The following is a 19,896-nucleotide window of genomic DNA, read 5'->3' on the forward strand; positions in this document are numbered from 1 at the left end:
TCAGCGATCTGAGTCTTTTTTAATTACACTTCGAATTGTTCGAATTCGAATTCATAATCATCATTGTTTATATGGTTTGATTCCATTTCATTATCATCGTAATTATAACTAATTACATCGTTTAAATCAAATGCGTTTTCAGAATCTGTTGTATCACCTTTGAATTCAATAGTTGGATCATATTTTTCTTTAAAGTATGATTTAGGATCTCTAATATCATATTTACCTTTTAGTTCATAGTTACTATTTGTTCCAGCAGGAATTTTATGACCTAAAATAATATTTTCTTTTAATCCGTCTAATTTATCAATTCTCATACCTACTGCAGAGTTAACTAATATTTTAGCTGTTTCTTGGTATGATGCAGCTGATAATCAAGAATCTGATAGAAGCGGAACTTGTTTAGCCCCTTTAATTTTAACTTCTCCATATGCAGGTTTTTTACCTTGTGCAAGTAATTTTCCATTTTCTTTTTGATAAATAAATGTATCAACTAATGCACCGTTAAAGAATTTAGAATCACCTGTATCTATAATCATAATTTTTGATAATAATTGTCTAATTATAATTTCGATATATTTATCTGAAATTGTAATACCTTGTAAACGGTATAGTCTTTGTGTTTCTTTTAATAAGTAGTTTTGTACAGCTCTTGGTCCAGCAGCGTTTAATAATTCATTTAAGATAACTGGTCCTTCAAAAATCTTTTGTCCTGGTGTAACTTTATCACCTTTTTTAACACGTAATTTTTGAGAAATTTTTCCGTGGTAGTCAGTGTGCACATCATCACCATTAGCATTTTTATTTGTAACTGTAACAATTGTAATGTCTGTTTCTTTACCTGTTTCTTTGTTTTTAGCTTGTTCAATTTTTGTGATTGTTCCATAAACTGTTGAAATAACAGCAGGTTTACCTCAAGGGAAATCGTAGGCATCGATAAGCTCAATAAGTCTACCAAAACCACCAGTAATATCTTCTACACCGGCAACCCCTCCTGTATGGAATGTACGCATTGTAAGCTGTGTTCCAGGCTCACCAATTGATTGAGCAGCGATAACACCGACAGCTTCACCAATACTTACAACCCTGTTAGTTGCAAGGTCTTTTCCATAACAGTGTTGACAAACGCCGTTACGTGTATGACATGATAAAACAGAACGAATTTCAACTACTTCTTTATTATGTACATTTACGATTAAGTCAGCAATTTCAGGTGTAATAAGTTTATTAGCACCAATAATTTCATTACCGTTATCATCGTAAATAGCTTTGTTTGTATATCTTCCTTCAATTCTGTCGTATAAAGATTCAATAACTGTATCAGTTTTTGTATCTTTAATATCTTTAACAGGGAATCCATAATCTGAATGACAATCATTTTCACGAACAACAATACTTTGACCAACGTCAACTAATCTACGTGTTAAGTATCCTGATTTAGCTGTGTTAAGCGCAGTATCTGTAAGTCCTTTACGGGCCCCGTGAGTTGATGAATAAAACTCATAAGCACTAAGTCCATCTAGGAATGATGATTTAACAGGAATTTCGATTGTAGAACGAACCACACGGTCGTTTTCCGCATCGGCTTTAAGTATTTTGGTGTTGTTATTCATAAGTCCACGCATACCAGCTAACTGTGTAAAGTTAGATGCATTACCACGGGCTCCAGAACTCATCATCATAAATAATGGGTTGTCTAAGTCTGATTTTGTAACTTCTTTAAGTTCTTTTTCAATTTCATCTTTAACTTTTGATCAATTTTGAATTGTTAATTTATATCTCTCATCATCTGTTAAGTATCCATTTTCAAAGTACTCTTTAAGTTCTTGTGTATGTTTATCACCTTTAGCAATTTTTTCTTTAGTAGATTCAAGTGTTTTAACATCGTTCATAGAAATTGTAATTCCTGAAAGTGTTGAGAATTTGAATCCTAAATCTTTAATAGCGTCAAGTACGAATGCAACTACGTTTGTATATTTAAATCAAACTTGTTCAAGAACATATGTATATTTAGTAATATCTCATTGATATTCTTGCATTCCTGAAGTAACACTTTCGTTTGTAAGTGTTTTTTTAGTTTTAAATCAAATCTTTTCAAATTCTTCTTTAATAAAGTTATTGATTAAGTTAGCGTGTGATTCAGGGATTAAATCATTTTTGTAATCTCTTAATGCTAAACACTCTTCTAACATGTTTTCGTAGTTAATACTATTTACTTTATCAATAACTTGTGCGATATCTTCCATAGATACAACGTGAACGTAATTTTCGTATACTTTTCTAATGATTTTAGCAATATCTTTTTTAGTTAAACTTAAGTTAGTTTCTCTGTTTTTGATTTCTTCAACAAAGTTTGTTCCGTAATCAAAAGTATATCTATCAAGTTGTTCTTGAACACTTGAAGAGTGAATTACTTCTTTTTCGCTAACAACTTTTAATTGTCCGTTTTCTTCTTTGTATTTACGTTCAGCATATTTACCAAAAATAAATTCGAAATCAATAGGGAATACATTATTTAATATAAATTTACCTACTGTTGAATAAATATATGGTTTGCTTGTAGCTTTTTCTAACATTTTTGATTTGTTTAAAGCTTTAATTGGTAATACAACTCTTGTGTGAAGAGTAACATTTCCTCTTTCGTAAGCTAATAACATTTCATCCATAGATGGGAAGAATTTACCTTCACCTTTAGCTCCGGCTTTTTCGATTGTTAAGTAGTATAAACCTAAGATAATATCCTGTGAAGGGTTAATGATAGGTTCACCATCTTTAGGTCCAAGAATGTTTTTAGAAGCTAACATTAACTCTTTTGCTTCTCTAACTGCTTGGTCTGAGATAGGAACGTGAACAGCCATCTGGTCCCCATCGAAGTCGGCGTTGAACGCTGTTGTTACAAGTGGGTGAAGTTTAATTGCTTTACCACGAATTAAAACAGGTTGGAATGCTTGGATTGATAAACGGTGAAGTGTAGGAGCACGGTTTAAAAGTACTGGTCTACCTTCGATTGCTTTTTCAACGTATTTTCAAATAATTGGATTTAAATTTTCAATTAATTTTTTAGCTGTTTTAATGCTTGTAATACTTTCTTCATTATTAATTAATTCTTTAATGATTCATGGTTCGAATAATTTAGCGGCCATATCACGTGGAATACCAACTTCGTGCATTCTAAGTTCAGGTCCACCAACGATAACACTACGTCCTGAGTAGTCAACACGTTTTCCTAAAAGGTTTTGACGGAAACGACCTTTTTTACCTGTAAGTGCATCAGAAATAGATTTAAGTGGTTGGTTATCTTTTGCTGTAACAGGGTTTGGTTTTTTTCTACCATTGTCAATTAAAGCATCAACCGCTTCTTGAATCATACGATACTCATTTTGTTTAATTAACATAGGAGCATCAGCGTTATTTCATTTTTCTAAACGACTATTTCTAATAATTATACGACGATATAATTCATTAACGTCACTAGTTGAGTGTCTTCCACCATCAAGTTGAACAAGTGGTCTTAAATCAGCAGGAATAACAGGTAAGTTATAAATTAACATATCTGTAGGTTTTTGACCTGATTTAATAAATGAACTAATAATTGTAAGTCTTTTATAAAGTTTAGATCTTTCTTGTAATTTAGAACTTGATGCATAACTATTACCAATTTCTAAATTAATTTTATCTATTTCAGCTTCAACTAATTTACGTTCTTCTTCTAAATCAATATTTTCAAGTAAATATTCAATAGCTTTAGAACCTGTACCAATTTTAGCTGTTGTATACTCTTCGATTAAATCGTTGTAGTGATAGAAGTCAACCCCGAAAGATTTACCATCTTCTGATTGTGCAACTTCAATTAATTCATCTAAAGTATCTTTAATATCTTGAAGAATTTCTTCATCATCGTATTCTAAAGTTAACATTTCTTCAAGTGCAGCACGGTAAATATTAGGTGCTTCATTAATGTCTATAATAGTGTTCTTTTTAAGAGATTTTAAGTTACCGTTATCTAAAACTATATGAGATTTATAGTAAATTAATTTTTCTAAATCTGCTTTTGTAACTTGTTTGTTTGAGTCGTGAACTCTTAAACCTAATAATTTAGAAATTATTGAGTGGTCAATTTTGAAAAATCAAAAGTGAACAACTGGGTTGTGAAGTTTAATGTGCCCCATTCTACTTCTTCTTGAAATTTTAGGAAGAATAACAGGTTTATATTTTTCACATTGAGGAGTTTTAGTACAGATATCATTTTCGTCTGTTTTTTTGTATTTTGTACCACAAATAGCACACTTATAATCTGTAACTGGACCAAAAATTAATTCGTCAAATAAACCATCTTTTTCAGGTTTATATGTCTTATAGTTAATTGTTTCTGGTTTTTTTACTTCACCATTAGATCATTGAGCAACGTCATCTTTTGTTGCTAATGATAATGTTATTTTATTAATATAATTTTTATTCACTATCTCCTCCAGTTTCGAATTGTAACATTTCGTACTCGCTTTCATTTTCGAAATCATCTAATGATTGTTCAGAAACTTCAAGTTTCATACCTAATCCTTTAAGTTCATAACTTAAAACATTAAATGACTCAGGTGTACCAGGTTTAGGTAATTCTTTACCTGAAACTAAAGCGCTATATAAAGCATTTCTACCTTGAATATCATCTGATTTATAAGTTAATATTTCTTGTAAAACATTTGTTGCACCATAAGATTCTAACGCTCATGTTTCCATTTCCCCAAATCTTTGTCCACCATTTTGAGATTTACCTCCTAATGGTTGTTGTGTAATTAATGAGTATGGACCTACTGAACGACCATGCATTTTATCATCAACCATGTGGTTAAGTTTAAGCATGTACATAACACCAACAGAAACAGGTTTATCAAATTTTCTACCTGTAATTGGGTCGATTAATGTTTGTTTTCCAGATTTATCTAATCCCGCTTCTTCTAGAGCAGCTTCAATATCTACTTTTTTAACACCATCGAATGAAGGAGTAACAAATTTAACATCTAATTTTCTCGCAGCCATTCCTAAGTGTAATTCTAAAATTTGACCGATGTTCATACGAGAAGGAACCCCTTGAGGGTTTAACATAATATCAAGTGGTGTACCATCTTCTAAGTATGGCATATCTTCAACTGGTAAAATGATTGAAACAACCCCTTTGTTACCGTGACGTCCAGCCATTTTATCACCAGGTTTTAATTTACGTTTTTGAGCGATTGAAACTTTAACAATTTTTTCAACACCTTCTTCTAAAACGTCATTATTTTCTTTTGAAAGAACTTGTATATCAATAACTGTTCCACCATGTCCGTTTTTAACTTTTAATGATGTATCTTTATAAGCTAATGATTTTGTACCTAAAATAGCATTTAAAAGTTTTTCTTCTTGAGATGGGTTTTCTTCACCTTTAGGTGATGTTCTACCAACTAAAACATCTCCAGGGTTAACATCAGAACCTAATTTTACAATTCCGTATTCATCTAAGTTTCTAATTGCATATTTTGAAACGTTAGGAATGTTTGGAGTAAGTTCGTCTTTACCTGCTCTTGAATTTCTAAATTGAATAATATGTTCTTCGATATGAATTGATGTATAAACATCTTCTTTCACAAGACGCTCATTGATAATAATAGCATCCTCGAAGTTATAACCGTTTCATGTTGTAAATCCAACTAAAACGTTTTTTCCTAATGATAATTCACCGTCTTTAAATGATGAACCATCTGTAAGTAAGTCGCCAACTTCAACTCTATCATTTAAGTTTACAATTGGTTTTTGGTGTATGATTGTACCTTGGTTACTTCTTTCAAATGTTCTTAACATATATTTGTCAGTAACACCAGTTTCATCTCTTTTAATATGTATTTTTGAACTATCTACAAAAGTAACAACTCCAGCGTTTTTAGCTGTTAAATTATATGATGAATATTTAGCAATATCTGCTTCGATACCTGTTGCAATAAGAGGTGCTTCAGTTTGTAATAATGGAACTGCTTGACGTTGCATGTTTGAACCCATAAGTGCACGGTTGGCATCATCATTTTCTAAGAACGGAATACCTGCGGCAGCAACTGAAACCATTTGTTTTGATGAAACCTCAATAAAATCAACTTCTTTTGGTGTTCCAATTAAGTAATTGTAATCACGTCTAATTGTTAAAGTATCACTAACAATTCTATTATTGTCGTCAATTTTAACTAATGATTGAGCAAATGAATAACCAATTTCTTGTGCAGCTGTTAAGTAACGAACATCTTCGTAATCAACAACACCATTATTAACTTTGAAGTATGGAGTTTTTAAGAACCCTAAATCATCAACTTGTGCAAATGTTGCATAGTTAAGGATAAGTCCGATGTTTAACCCTTCAGGTGTTTCGATAGGACAAATTCTTCCGTAGTGAGTTGAGTGAACGTCACGAACTTCGAATTGAGCTGTATCACGGCTTAATCCACCAGGTCCTAGAGAAGTAACACGACGTTTGTTTGATACTTCAGCAAGTGGGTTAATTTGATCCATAAATTGTGAAAGTTTTGATGAGTTAAAGAATGTTTTCATTTGATTTGTAATCAATTTGTTGTTTGTAACATTTTTAGCTGTTATTTTTTCAGTTTCTTTAGCTCCCATACGTTCACGTGTTGTTTTTTCTAATTTAGAAAGTGCAATCATAATTTGGCCTTCTAATAATTCACCAACAGAAACAATACGTTTGTTAACTAATGAATCCGGATCATCATCAGAACCTACACCAGATGTTAAGTTAAAGTAGTAGTTAACTGCAGCCACAATATCAGAGATTAATAAATGTGTTTCTGTAGATTGTGGATCATTACCAATAACTGTTACTGGTTCATTTGGTTTTAATTTCATTCATTTTTTACTTGGATACACTTTAACTTTTGTGATTTTAATACGTTTTTTAAGTTCAGGGTTTCCAACTTGTTGACCATATAAGTTTAAACCTTCAGGTCTATAAATTTTATGATAAACATGTTCTGGATCTATATTTTCAATTTTTTCAGCTTTTAAAATTTTGTTTTCATATAATGATTGAATTTCTTTAGCAATTTTTAAATTTATAAAAGTTCCTTTGTCAAAAAGCACTAAACCATCTTTGTCTTTTATATCTTCAGCTAAATATGTATTTGTTATACGATCAACTAATGAAAGTTTTTTGTTTAACATATAACGACCTGTTTTTGATAAGTTATATCTTCTCTTATCAAAAAGCATAGATGGTAAAAGAGATTTTTTAGCTTCGATTGTATCTCTATCACCTTTTCTTATTGTTTTAAATATTTCTTCTTGAGTTAATTCAATAATTTGTTCTTGAGTTAATTCACTATTACTTAAAATTTTATCTTTCTTTAATGTTTCTCTTAGTAAATCCGTTTCACCAAAAAGTTTAAACATCATAGTTGGAGTGAAACCAAATGAACCTAAGAAAGTTGTTAATGAAATGTTTTTACTTTTATCAACTTTAACTTTAACTGAGTCAATTGAGTTTGATGTAACTTTATGTGAAACTTCAAATCATGAACCGATTCTTGGTAATATTTCTAATTTGTTGAACAAGTCATCAGATTGCTTATTACGAACACCTAGACCAAAGTAAGCACCAGGTGAACGAATCAACTGACTAACTATAACTTTTTCAGAACCGTTAATAATAAAGCTTCCACCTGATGTCATGTGTGGAACCTCTCCTAAAAGAACTTTTTCACTTTTTAATTGACCTGTTTCAATATTTTCAACTTTTAATGTTGCATAGATTTTAAAACTATAGTTAATTCCTTTAGTCTTACACTTATTGATTTCGTCTCATTCGCTTGTAATTTTTTTGTAAGGATATTCAATTTCAAGCGAACCTTTAACATACTCTAATTTCATTTTACCTGCTGTAATTGGGTAAATTTCTAAAAGAGAATCTTGAATACCATTTTTAATAAATTGTGCAAAACTTTCTTTGCTTATTTTTAAAATATCAAATAAAGGAAGAGATTTCTTTGTAATTGAATAATCTCTCCTTAAAGTTTTGGGACCAAATTTACGAATTGTATATTTTTTATTTTTTTCGTTTTCGACAACCATTTATTTCCTCCGTTTATTGCAAAATGACTTTTATTATAAAAGTATTGAAATTATAGCACAATTTAAAATAAATTTTAATAAATAATTTGGTAATTAATAAAAATAGTGTATATGTGCGAGAAATTATTCTCATATTTTTAGTATATTTTTGATTTTTTATTTTAAAAATTTATTTTTTCGCCTTGTATATAGGCATAAAAAACAAATTTTCATATTAAAAAGCTTTAGAATCGGTTTATCAAAAAATAATATTAATAACTACGTAAAAAATTAAATTATTTTATAATTTATTTAAGGAGACATATGGAAAATTCAAATTTAAACAACAAAATTCAAAAAGGAAAAGAAATTAATCAGGAATTTGCATCTAAATTCGGTGATAATTTCCTATTAAGGTATGTAAATAATAATCTAGAAACTAGAATTACAGAAGAAACTTCAATACAAATTAAAGAAGAAAAAAACACTTTAGAACAATTTTATAATACAAGAAAAAATATTCTAGATAGTACATTAAAAGACATAAATCATGAGTTTGTTAAACAAACATACGATAATTTAAATTTAGCTAACAAAAAAATAAAGAAATTCAAAGTTCTTAGCATAGTATTTTTAGTTTTTTCAATTATATTTGCACTTGGTATTATTGCGGCTTCTATTTTAGCGTTCATACCAAACCTAAAGGGATTTACAGAAAAGTTAGTGGATATGATAATTATATTTTATTACGTATTGCCATCACTTGGTGCAGTGACAGGATTATTCATTTTATTAACAATTTTAATGTTTATTTTTAAAAGAAAAAACATTAAAAGAAAAGTAGAATCAGATAATAAAATAAATGAATATACTTACGAATTATTAACTAAAAATAGATATAATCTTGAGCAATTAAAAGGTTTTATTTTAAACGGTCAAAATGATGTTAAATTTTTAGATAGTAAAGGTGCAGTTAAACACTTTAATACATTAAAATACCCAGATATTTCACATCAAAAAAGATTACAAGACATTGGGTTATGTGAAATATACAAAATAAATAATCATACTATTGAAATCCAAAACTTAGAAGTTATTGATAATAATGATTTATACGATTCAACTTCTTATTCAAAAATTCAAAATGAAGCTACGAGAGAGTCATTAAAACCAATAATTAGCAACGACATAAAAAGATTAGTATTTTTTAAATTTTTATCTAACGAAGAGAAAAAACTTCCTAATTTCTCAATTTTAAATCACTATCAAATAAATAACGAGGGATATGAAGTGAGTTTAGTTCCTACTAAAACACAAAGTTTAGATATTAATATAATGTTTAAATTAAGAACAGACCACTCTATTAGTGAAAACGATAAAAACAACATTATTAGCGCTTTAGAAAACTTTAGAAACAATAAACTTTTCGGACAAGGTTATGTAATAGAAAGTTCCTCAATTTATGCACAAAATAATAATTTATACGCTTTATTAGCTTACAAAGATAACGAAAATACACTTTTCTTAGACAATAATTACATCCAAGAAATAATGAATAACGAAGAAGCATATAATGAATATAATGTCTTAAATATTTTAAGATCTATCGATAATGTTTCAATTCTTAGTCTTCAACTATCAAATTACTATAAAAATGCAGCGAAACCAATTTTAGAATTAATAGAAAATATGTAATGTTATGATAAAAGCAAACCTAATTGATAGGTTTGCTTTTATAATAATTATTCTTAATGTATTCTTTAATTTGCTTTTTATACTTAATGAATAATAAACAAAATTCAAGCATAATAAAGAATGAAATTGAAGGTAACATTAGTGGTATTATATACTCATATTTATCTTTAGATTCAAAATATGAAATATTAGTATTTATAGAAACAACACCAGTAAAAATACCGTAATTAATCGCGTTTCTATATGTCCCTTCAAACTCAAAAAATACAAAAGAATAAATGTCTTTTTTGATTTGTGGAATTAAGTACGTTTTATAAATTTTCCATTTAGAGTAACCTAATGAAATTAATGTCTGAACTTTTTTATCAACTTTTGAATTTATTTTTTCTGATATTTGTTTAGTTAGTGCTCTAAAAGCAATTACACTTAACATAAAAATAAAAGTTGCTTCTTCAGAAAATAAAATAATAATAAAGTAAAAATAAATAATTGCTGGTATTGATTTAAGTAGAATAATAATAAATTTAGCCAATAATGTTACTTTGAGTGATATTATCTTTTCTACTAATAAAAAAGAATATAGCAAAGAAAAAACAACTGCCAAAAATATCGCTTGATAAGTGTAGATAAAAGCTTTGATATAATCAAAATAATAAAATTTTCAAGTACCCTTTAAATAGCTAAAATCAGCACTCATTAATTCTTTAAAATATTTTTTAAAGTTATCTAAAGAAATAGTATCTTTAAAAAGATCGATTAAACCAAAAATAAAAACAACAAATATAATAATTAAAAATAAAACTGATATTATCTTTTTATAATTGTATCTCAATGTCTTATTAAAATTTATATTTCTAGTAATGTTAGAATTTCTAATACCTATAAATTTGTTGAATAGTACAAGTAAAGATTCTAAAATAATTAATAAAGTAACTATGTAAAAAATACTTATAGAAAGGTATTCAAACTTTTCTTTGTAGGCATCGATAAAAAGACCAATACCATAAATACCAATCGAACCTAAAATTGATGATCATCTGATGTTAGATTCATAAGCTAAAATAGAATTCATAATAAATCTATTTTTATTATTTAAAACAACATTTTTATAAAAACTTCTAAATTTATTTTTACCCAAATTAATTTCTGTTCAATATTTTTTAACATCTGAATTCTCAATAATATCGTTGAAATAACGGTGCATTCATAGTCAAGTTGATCAGAAAAAAATTAAAAAAGCAGTTAAATTTAATGTTGATATTTTTTTGAAAAAGTAAATTATTATCAATAAAGGGAAACTTCTTAAAATTGATATTAAAAACTTTATAGCAATTGCAAAAAATCTTTTTTTATGTAAATTAATTGCGTTTAAATAAGAAGTAAAGAAAGCTAAAATCAACCCACATAAAGTTCCGGTTAAAGTAGTTTTAATAGTTACTCATAAAAGTCTTAGATTAGATAATCATAAGTTATTAATATTGTTATCAATGTCATTATGATTAAATTTAAATAAACTAGATATTCTTTCTCATATTAATTCAAAATTACTATAAAATTCAAAAAACGATGAATAGTAGCTAAAAACAATAAAAATAGTCACTAAAACTAGGCTAATTAACCACTTAATTGTTTTAGTTTGTTTTATTTTATTATTGAACTGTTTTTTTGTCAAAATATTCCATTAATTGTTCTTTATTAGATACTTTTTCACTAAATATTTTTTCTATTTTACCGTTATCTATAGCGATTATATTATCACAATAATCTATTGCACTATCTAAATCATGTAAAGCTATTATAGTAATACGATTTTGTTTATTTCTTTGAATAGATTCGTATATTAATTTTGTGTTAACATTATCTAAATTACTGGTAGGTTCATCACATAATAAAACATCAGGAATATTAAATATAGCATTAATATAAGCTAATCTTTGTTTTTGTCCCGTTGAAAGATCTGATATTTTAGCAAAAGCATATTCTTCCATACCGAATTCTTTAAGCAAATCAAAAAGATAATCTTTTTGATTTTTAGTTAACAACTTAAAAACTTTATAAAAATAGTTTTTATATAATCTATATGACAGTAATATGTTTTCGTAAAAAGTTAATGAATCAATAAAATTATTATTAGCTTCCAAAAGCGAAATACTATTTTTAAAAGTCTTAATTTCTTTTGTAGATGTTCATTCATTCTTCTTATTACTAATTATTAAATTACCTGCTTTTATAATCTTTCAATCAAAAATAGAATACAAAAGTGTACTCTTACCGCTTCCTGATTTACCGATTAACCCATATACTTTATTTTTTTCAAATGTTAAATTAACATCCGAAAGAATTTTTTTGTCTCCGTAATTAAGTTCAACATTTTCGTACTTAATCATAATTATTTTTTACCTAAACTTTTTTCAATGATATCTCAAAATTCTGTTTCAGCATTTTCAATTAATTTATAACCATTAAATCCATTTGAGGATCCAAAAATATCTTTACCTTTTTTAGATAAATTAATTAATGCTTGACTAATATCATTAGCATCTTTGTCGCTTATTCTTTTACTTTTTAGACCTACGTTATAAGGAAAAACATCAGTAACTGTTAGAAAGTGTATTTTTTCATTAGGTCTTTCATTTGATTCATAATATTTAGCTAATTTACTTTCTTTAGTGTATGCATATGAACCTTCATTATCTAAAAATATATGAATATCTTTATTAGTGTCTTTTTCTTTAAACTTAACTTTTTTAATATATGATTGCATTTTAGGATCTTGTTGTAAGTTTAAAAATGACTTATATTTAGGTCCGAAATGTTTTTTAAATAAAGCTTGTGGTAATATATATTTACTTCCTGAACTTTGACTACCTATACCAATTCCATAAGAAATGAATTTATCATAATCTTTATCTTCTCAAGCTTTAACTATTTCGTTTTTAGTATTTTCGTCTGCTACAATGATAATCATACCTCTTTGGAATGGTGTTAAATTATTTGAATCTTGGTATAAATCTTGATAAATAGCACCATTTCAAGAACCTGTATAATTAGATTTATTTTTGTATAACTCATATTCATTTAAAGCGATTTTTCTAAGTGGATCATTGGTTGAACCATCTACATATGATTGATCATTTGATTCTTGTCCTTTAAATTTACGTGTATAAGTTTGAAGAAATAATTTTCCACCAGATCTTTTTAATAAATCTTCTTTCTTCTCATAAATGCTTGCAGAACTTAAAAAAACTATATCAGTTTCATTTTTTTGTATTGACTGTATTTGATTTTCGTAAGTTTCTTCACCTTTGATATTAATATCCAATTTTAGCTCTGGATTTATAAGTTTTAATTCTTCGTTTAAATCCGAAATAAATTGGTTGTATTGTGATTTATATTGAGATAGAATTTTGTTATATTCTTCGTCAGTTAAATTACCTTGTGCTTCACCTGTATAAATAGATAATTTAACTTCTTTCAAATTTTCCTTATCTTTGTTAGAGCAAGACAATGCAACTAACGGTATTGAGGTGAATGCTAATCCACCAAAAAATATTTTATTTAAAAATTTTGTTTTCAAAATGACTCCTTTTATCGAGGACTAAAAGGGTATTAAAAAATATAGACTCACTACGCTGGTATTATCCAGATCAGTTAATAAGAGTATTTCTCAACCGAAAAAAATGTTTTCAGTACCTCTGTCCTTCTTAATAATTATATAGCAAATACAGTTATGCGAATATAAAAAAATGCCGAAAATAACTTCGACATTTTATGTTAAAAATCTTCTTTATTTAGAGGCGTAGAATAATTATTTTTTTCTCACTCTAAATATTCATTCATTTTTTCTTCTTTTTCTTTTGATGTTAAATGAATTGACCTTGTTAAGGTGAGTTCATCATTGCTTTGTATTTCAAATTCTAAATCGTAAAATAAAGAATTAATATTGTTAATATCTTGATCTGAAGTTTTTGTTTGTAATGAAACTTCGTTTTGATTTTCTTTTTCCTTTTGTCTATTTAATATATTTTTGTATTCATTTAAAGAAACATATACATAATGATTTGTATCATTATTTATTTTAAAAATTTGATCATTAAATTCTATTTCATTAATTGTATTATCTACCACTTCGCCTTTTAAAACTTGCTTTGTAAATGGTGATTTAGGTTCTATTAATCCTTCAGGGAATTTAAATCCTTCTAAATTTTTATAATCATTAAAAATGTGAATCTCATCAAATGTTCCAGTTTGAATTAAATTTGAATCATTAGAAACAAAAATAAACGGAGCATCATTATCATCAGATAAAATAGAAAGAATTCTTAGTAATTCAGTCTTATCACTATAATTCATTATGTTAAAAGTATCATTAACTATGATTAATTTATTTTTAGATAATCAAAATGGTATTAATTTAAATTTAGTTCTTTCAATAATTTTTAACTTATTAAAGGGCTCCAAAAATTGTTGAATATTAACCGAAATAGATTCAAATGTCTTAATAAAAATTAACATTGTTTTGTAGTATATTTCGGCCTTTTTTGTAATAAAGTTTTTAGAATTCGTAAACTGTGAGATCTCAATAATAAAATTATAAAATTCTGATTCTTTAACAAATTTTGATAAAAGCTCATCTGTGCTCTTTAACCTTGCTTTTAATTCATTTGTAAAATTACTATCATAATAATTTTCTTGTAATGCAAGATAACAATTTTCTATTATTTCATTGATAACTTTATAACTTCTTTTGAGTCTTTTAAATTTATTTTGCTTAACTTTTATAGTTTTATTAAATAAATTATTACTTGATTTTTTAACTCAATTGGTTTCAGCAATTGACATATTAATTTTTTGTTTGATTTCATGGAACTTAATTTCATCTTTATGATCATTAAATTGCATGTAAACTTTATTTTTTTCAACATTTAATTCATTATAAAGAGATTCTAGGTATTTGTTTAAGTTATTCTTATTTTCTTTGGATTTAAAAAGAAAATTATCGATATTTGCATAAGGAATATATTCACTAAAAATATTAACTACTTTTGTTTTTGATACATCACTTTTGTTAGAAAATAAAATTAAGTGAAATTCATTGTTTAAATGCTTATGTAATGTTTCTAACTCTTCTAGATTTAAAAATAATAATTTTTCTTTGTGTTTTTTTCAGAAGCTAATTATTTTTTTATTAATTAAAACTTTATTGAACAAATTTTTTGTTGAAATTAATGGTTTTTTAGATAATATACTTATTTTAGTATTCAAAATACTATTTTCGTTTCTATATTTTTTAATAATATTATTAATATAATTTTTAGAATTAACTTGTGTTTTATGTATTATTTTATTTATAATTTTTATTTCATCATTAATTCTTTTAATTCTATATTCATTAGTTATTGTGTCTATAGAACTTTTTCTTATTTTATTTAATGATTTTAATCTGTTATTTAATTCAATAATTCTTTCTTCTTCTTGAACCTCATTTAAATCTTTATAATTTTGATTTAAAAATTTATCATTTTCTTTTATCTCTTTAAATAAATCGATATATTGAACTAACATTCTTAAAGAATAATCCTTAATATTCTTTTCAAACGAATCAAGAACCTCGTTAAAAATTTCTACATCAGACTTTTCTAATGTTGAAAACTTTTTATATATTTTTTTGAATGATCTCTCATAACTCTGATTAATATCAATAAATTTCTCAAAATGTAAAAGTAAGGTTTTAGAGAATAAGTTTTTAGTGTTATGGTGACTAATGTGATCAAAAATTTTAGATGAATTTTCTCTTTTATAAGAGTTGCTTATGTCTTTAAAACAAGTATTTCACATCTCTATTAAAGGTAAGTTGAAATCTTTTTCATCACTAATATCTACGGTATTAAAAACAAAAATACTATTTAATATTTCTTTTTTATCATTTAATATTTCTTTTCCACCATCTTCAGACTTATTCACTAATAATGATATTTGTGTATTTTTATTATATTTAATGGAATTTCATAAATTATCAAAAGTTAGACTTTTATTATCGTTAGATATGTAAAAAAATGTTTTTTTACTTTCGACACTTAAGTATTCAATATCAATTGGATTTTGTAATGAAATTTTCTTTCTATTAAGAAAGAATGGTTTTTTGTTTTTTCTTTCAAATAAATTGTATATATTAAAGACACTTTTTGTATTGTTACTCATTAATAAACTACTTTCTACCTTGAATTAATAAACTAAATTCTCATTTTTATTAACTAATTTACTAATTACAGAATATGTGAAGAAAATAACAAAAGTATTGAATCAAATTTTAAGAGGGCTAGATAAAATATGCTGAGATATTCATATAAAAATATCCTTAATATTACCGCTACCAAGCGAAATAAGATCAGCATAAGAAAGAACAGGCACATTAACTAATTCTAGGTAAGCACTAAACACAATTATAGGAACAATGTTTATGTATGTATTTGTTTTTAATGTGAATCTACCAATTAAAATAAATAAAACCATTAGCACAAAACCAATATTCATAATACCTAATAATCAATATCTATTTTGAATAATACCATTATCAATAACTTTATCAGGCATATTTAAAACGACAAGTGTATTAGTGGCTATAACAAGAATAATTAGTAATATTGAGACAAATAAATAAATATTTTTTTGATATCTTAAAGCGTGTTCACTAACAACATATTTCTTTTTAGAATTTAATTCTAAAATTTTTAAAGCTATTTTCTCGGACAAAATATCATCATTTCTAAGTTTTGCTTCATGATATTTTATTGATAAAATATTAATTTTTCTCATTGTTTTTTGTATCAAATATTCTTTACTATATGCTGTTTTAAGTATGTTTATAAAATAAAATCCAAAGATACCAGAAATTAGACCATTGATTGCGGTAGCTAATGTATAAACAGGGTTATAACCCGCGGGTGGAATGAATAAAAGCGAAAGGAAATCACTAACTATACCAACAAAAAGGCCTACCATAGGTCCGAATATAAATCCAGAAACCTTAACCGGTAGCCCGATAAATGAAAATTTATAAGTTGGTAAATTAACTATTGGAACAAGTTGTGCTGCAATTATTGTAAAACTAACCGAAATTGCGATTAAAATAGCAACAAACACCATTTTTTTAATTGTTCATTTTGGTAATAAATTAAATCTTTTTAAATTAAATTCAGTTTTTTTGTTTGTTGTTTTCATATACTTTATTTTACATTATTTTAAGTAAAATAATAACCCTAAGTTAGGCAATTTTACCACTTAATCTATTACGTTCTTTTTCTATGTTCAAAATTGTTGCTTTTACTGTCATTCCAGGATAATATTGATCAAAAATTTCAATATTATTAGGTAAATTCAAATCATTTAAATGAATGAATAAAGTTTGTTTAATACCAATATAAACAAATAGACCAAAATCAGTTATATTTTCAATTGTACCAACTACTTCTGAACCAACTTGAAGTTGTTCTAAGTCTACTATTGAATCTTTTAGTAAAAATCCTGATTTATCGTTATCTATTTTTTTAAGTGGGTTTTTAAAAGCATCTAAAATCATTTCTATTTCAAATTTATTTGAATTGTATTTTTGAACTAATTCGTCTATATTTAGCATAGAAACGTCAATTCCGTTGTCTGTTGGTTCTAAATTGTAATCTTCAATAATTTGATTAGCAATTTTATATGATTCGGGGTGAATAAAAGTTTTATCTAAGTAGTTATCTGAGTTAAAAATTCTTAAGAAACCAATTGATTGTTCAAATGTTTTATCACCAATCCCTTTAACTTTTTTAACTTGGTTACGGTTAGAAAAGTGTTTTATTTCTTTTCTATATTCAATAATATTATTTGCTAATGTTGAGTTTAAACCAGATATGTAAGTTAATATTGATTTAGTAGCTGTATTAATGTCAACTCCAACTTCATTAACTACTTTTTGAACTTTAAAAGTTAAAAAGTTTTCTAACTCTTTTTGGTTAACGTCGTGTTGATATTGTCCAACACCTATAGATTTTGGATCAATTTTTACAAGTTCATTAAGTGGATCAATAAATTTTCTACCAATATTAATTGCACTACGTTCTTCAACAGACATATCAGGAAATTCTTCAATCGCAACTTTCGAAGCAGAATAAACACTAGCTCCAACTTCGGAAACTATAGTTCATTTAATGTTTAATTTATTTTCATTAACTAAATCTGCGATAAATTTTTCAGTTTCTCTTGAAGCAGTACCGTTACCAATTACAACTATATCAATGTTATATTTTCTAACTAAATCTAATATTATTTTTTTAGATAATTCAACTTTTTCTTGTGGCTTATGTGGATACATTTTTTGCTTTGCAATAAAATCACCATTTTGATTTAAAACAGCCATTTTGCAACCATTAGCATAACCTGGATCAATAGCTAGAACTACTTTATCTTGTGTAGCAGGTGCTTTTAAAAGTTTTTCAACAGAATTTGCAAAAATATTAATTGAAGACTCTTCAGCTTTAGCAAATAAATCACTAAAAATTTCTCTCTCAACTGAAGGTAAAATTAAACGTTTTAATGAGTCGTTTAAAGCATCAATTATATTATCTTTATTAACTTGTTTTCTATCAATAAAATATAAGGCACTTTTAACTAAATAATCAACATTATATTCAAAACTTGTTGTTATTATTTTTAGTTTTGTTGCTCTATTAATTGCTAAAACATTATGGTTTTTAATGTATTTAATTGGAGTTTTTTTATCATAATAAATTTTAAATTTTTGACCTTCATCAACTGCGTTTTTCTTTAATTTAGTAACTATTAAACCGTACTTTAAAATTTGTTCTTTAATTGAATTTTTAACATTAACATTTTGAGAAATTCATTGTGCAATAATGAAATTAGCTTGCTCAAGTGCAAATTCTACACTCGCAACTTCGTCAGTTAGATATTTTAACGCTTCTTTTTCTTTATTAAATTTTGGGTCTTTATTTTCATAAATTGCTTTAGCAAGTGGTTCTAAACCAAGCTTAATAGCTGTAGTTGCTTTGGTCACTTTACCAATTTTAAATGGTTCATAAATAGCTTCAAGTTCTGATTTAACTTTTGTTGCTAAAATTGAATTTTCTAATTCTTTTGTTAATAAACCTTTTTCTTTTAAAATATTTATTATAGATTCTTGACGTTCAAGTAGTTCATTAATGTATTTATGTCTTTTTTCAATTTCATAAATTTGTTCTTCATTTAATCCACCTGTTTGTTCTTTTCTATATCTAGATATAAAAGGAACTGTGTTTCCTTCATTAAGCATATTCAATACTGTTTCAATACTTTTTGAACTTATTTTAAGTTCTTTTTGTAATTCTTCAATTGTTTTATTGTTCATATTATTTACCTTTTCTTTTTAACATATTTTTAAATTTTATTTTTTCACTAGTAGTTTTTATTTTCATTGCATTAAATAAATTTTTAACATCTTCGTTATTAATTATTTTAGGCAAAGTCTGCGATGATTCAATAAGTTTATTTATCGTTTGTTCTAAATTGTTTACATTAACTAACAAAACATGTTCTGGAACATCGTTTATTTCTATTTTGGTATTCTGGGGAAGAACAACCAAAGATGCATATGGGATATTTTTCTTAAGCATTTTTAAAACATGCTTAATATTATTTTCATTTTGAAAAATCGGATTTTTAACTTTAATTTTTCTTTTTTTACCTAAACTTAAAAATATTTTTTCGTTTCTAGCGTTCCCGGATAGTATACCATTATATAGTTTATATTCACAAACTACAATCATAGAATCACTAACCAAAAAACCGTCTAATTCATATTTTTTATTATCATAAGAATAAATACCACCTTCAGAGAAGATGAATGTTTTTTTATCAACTATCTTTTTTATTTTTTTATTTATTCAGTTTTCAAATAAGAAGCCTTGTTTGTTTTTTTTATAATCTATAAAATATTTTCAAAAAATATAGTACCCAAGTGAAAATAGAATTATCACACCGAATAAAACAATAAAAAAGATACTTAATACATAATGTGGATATTCGTTCATTTTTCTCCTAAAATATATTCTATATTATATAAAAAAATATCTCAATTTG

At 26.1% G+C, this 19,896-nt stretch carries 10 protein-coding genes and 1 riboswitch; of the genes, 1 reads left to right on the forward strand and 9 read right to left on the reverse strand.

What is annotated here, in order from left to right; genetic code table 4:
- Positions 1-23 precede the first annotated feature (23 nt).
- Positions 24-4,460, reverse strand: a complete 4,437-nt coding sequence (locus HTZ87_RS02405) for a DNA-directed RNA polymerase subunit beta' (protein ID WP_371813973.1) — start codon at positions 4,458-4,460, stop codon at positions 24-26.
- Positions 4,453-8,103, reverse strand: coding sequence for a DNA-directed RNA polymerase subunit beta (locus HTZ87_RS02410; protein WP_174892973.1), 3,651 nt, complete (start codon positions 8,101-8,103; stop codon positions 4,453-4,455). The genes HTZ87_RS02405 and HTZ87_RS02410 overlap by 8 nt, the downstream gene beginning before the upstream one ends.
- A gap of 303 nt (positions 8,104-8,406) precedes the next feature.
- On the opposite strand from HTZ87_RS02410, the gene HTZ87_RS02415 reads away from it, so the two are divergent.
- Positions 8,407-9,777 carry a hypothetical protein gene (locus tag HTZ87_RS02415; protein WP_174892974.1) on the forward strand — a complete coding sequence of 457 codons (1,371 nt, stop codon included), beginning with the start codon at positions 8,407-8,409 and terminating at the stop codon, positions 9,775-9,777.
- A gap of 19 nt (positions 9,778-9,796) precedes the next feature.
- Here HTZ87_RS02415 and HTZ87_RS02420 read toward each other — a convergent pair whose 3' ends face one another.
- The 7 genes from HTZ87_RS02420 to HTZ87_RS02450 all read right to left on the reverse strand — a co-directional run bounded on the left by HTZ87_RS02420 (position 9,797) and on the right by HTZ87_RS02450 (position 19,847).
- A complete protein-coding gene (locus tag HTZ87_RS02420; RefSeq protein WP_174892975.1) occupies positions 9,797-11,449 on the reverse strand; it encodes an ABC transporter permease in 1,653 nt (550 codons plus the stop codon).
- Positions 11,427-12,164, reverse strand: a complete 738-nt coding sequence (locus HTZ87_RS02425) for an ATP-binding cassette domain-containing protein (protein WP_174892976.1) — start codon at positions 12,162-12,164, stop codon at positions 11,427-11,429. The genes HTZ87_RS02420 and HTZ87_RS02425 overlap by 23 nt, the downstream gene beginning before the upstream one ends.
- A gap of 2 nt (positions 12,165-12,166) precedes the next feature.
- The gene (gene cypl, locus HTZ87_RS02430; RefSeq protein ID WP_174892977.1) at positions 12,167-13,354 is read right to left on the reverse strand and encodes an ABC transporter thiamine pyrophosphate-binding lipoprotein p37/Cypl; all 1,188 of its coding nucleotides are present in this window, start codon (positions 13,352-13,354) and stop codon (positions 12,167-12,169) included.
- Positions 13,355-13,384: 30 nt separating this feature from the next.
- Positions 13,385-13,484, reverse strand: a riboswitch (TPP riboswitch).
- Between the two features lie 67 nt (positions 13,485-13,551).
- Entirely contained in the window at positions 13,552-15,978 is a 2,427-nt protein-coding gene (locus tag HTZ87_RS02435; RefSeq protein ID WP_174892978.1) for an MAG1360 family OppF-related protein, read from the reverse strand.
- A 24-nt stretch (positions 15,979-16,002) separates the two neighbouring features.
- Positions 16,003-16,998 (reverse strand): ECF transporter S component, encoded by a 996-nt coding sequence (locus HTZ87_RS02440; RefSeq protein WP_174892979.1) that lies wholly within the window; start codon positions 16,996-16,998, stop codon positions 16,003-16,005.
- Positions 16,999-17,041: 43 nt separating this feature from the next.
- Positions 17,042-19,165, reverse strand: coding sequence for a Tex-like N-terminal domain-containing protein (locus tag HTZ87_RS02445; protein WP_174892980.1), 2,124 nt, complete (start codon positions 19,163-19,165; stop codon positions 17,042-17,044).
- A 1-nt stretch (position 19,166) separates the two neighbouring features.
- Positions 19,167-19,847 carry a nuclease-related domain-containing protein gene (locus tag HTZ87_RS02450; protein ID WP_174892981.1) on the reverse strand — a complete coding sequence of 227 codons (681 nt, stop codon included), beginning with the start codon at positions 19,845-19,847 and terminating at the stop codon, positions 19,167-19,169.
- Positions 19,848-19,896 lie beyond the last annotated feature (49 nt).

Origin of the sequence: Mycoplasma sp. OR1901 (assembly GCF_013348745.1) — a bacterium.
Classification (GTDB): Bacteria; Bacillota_I; Bacilli_A; order Mycoplasmatales; family Metamycoplasmataceae; genus Mycoplasmopsis.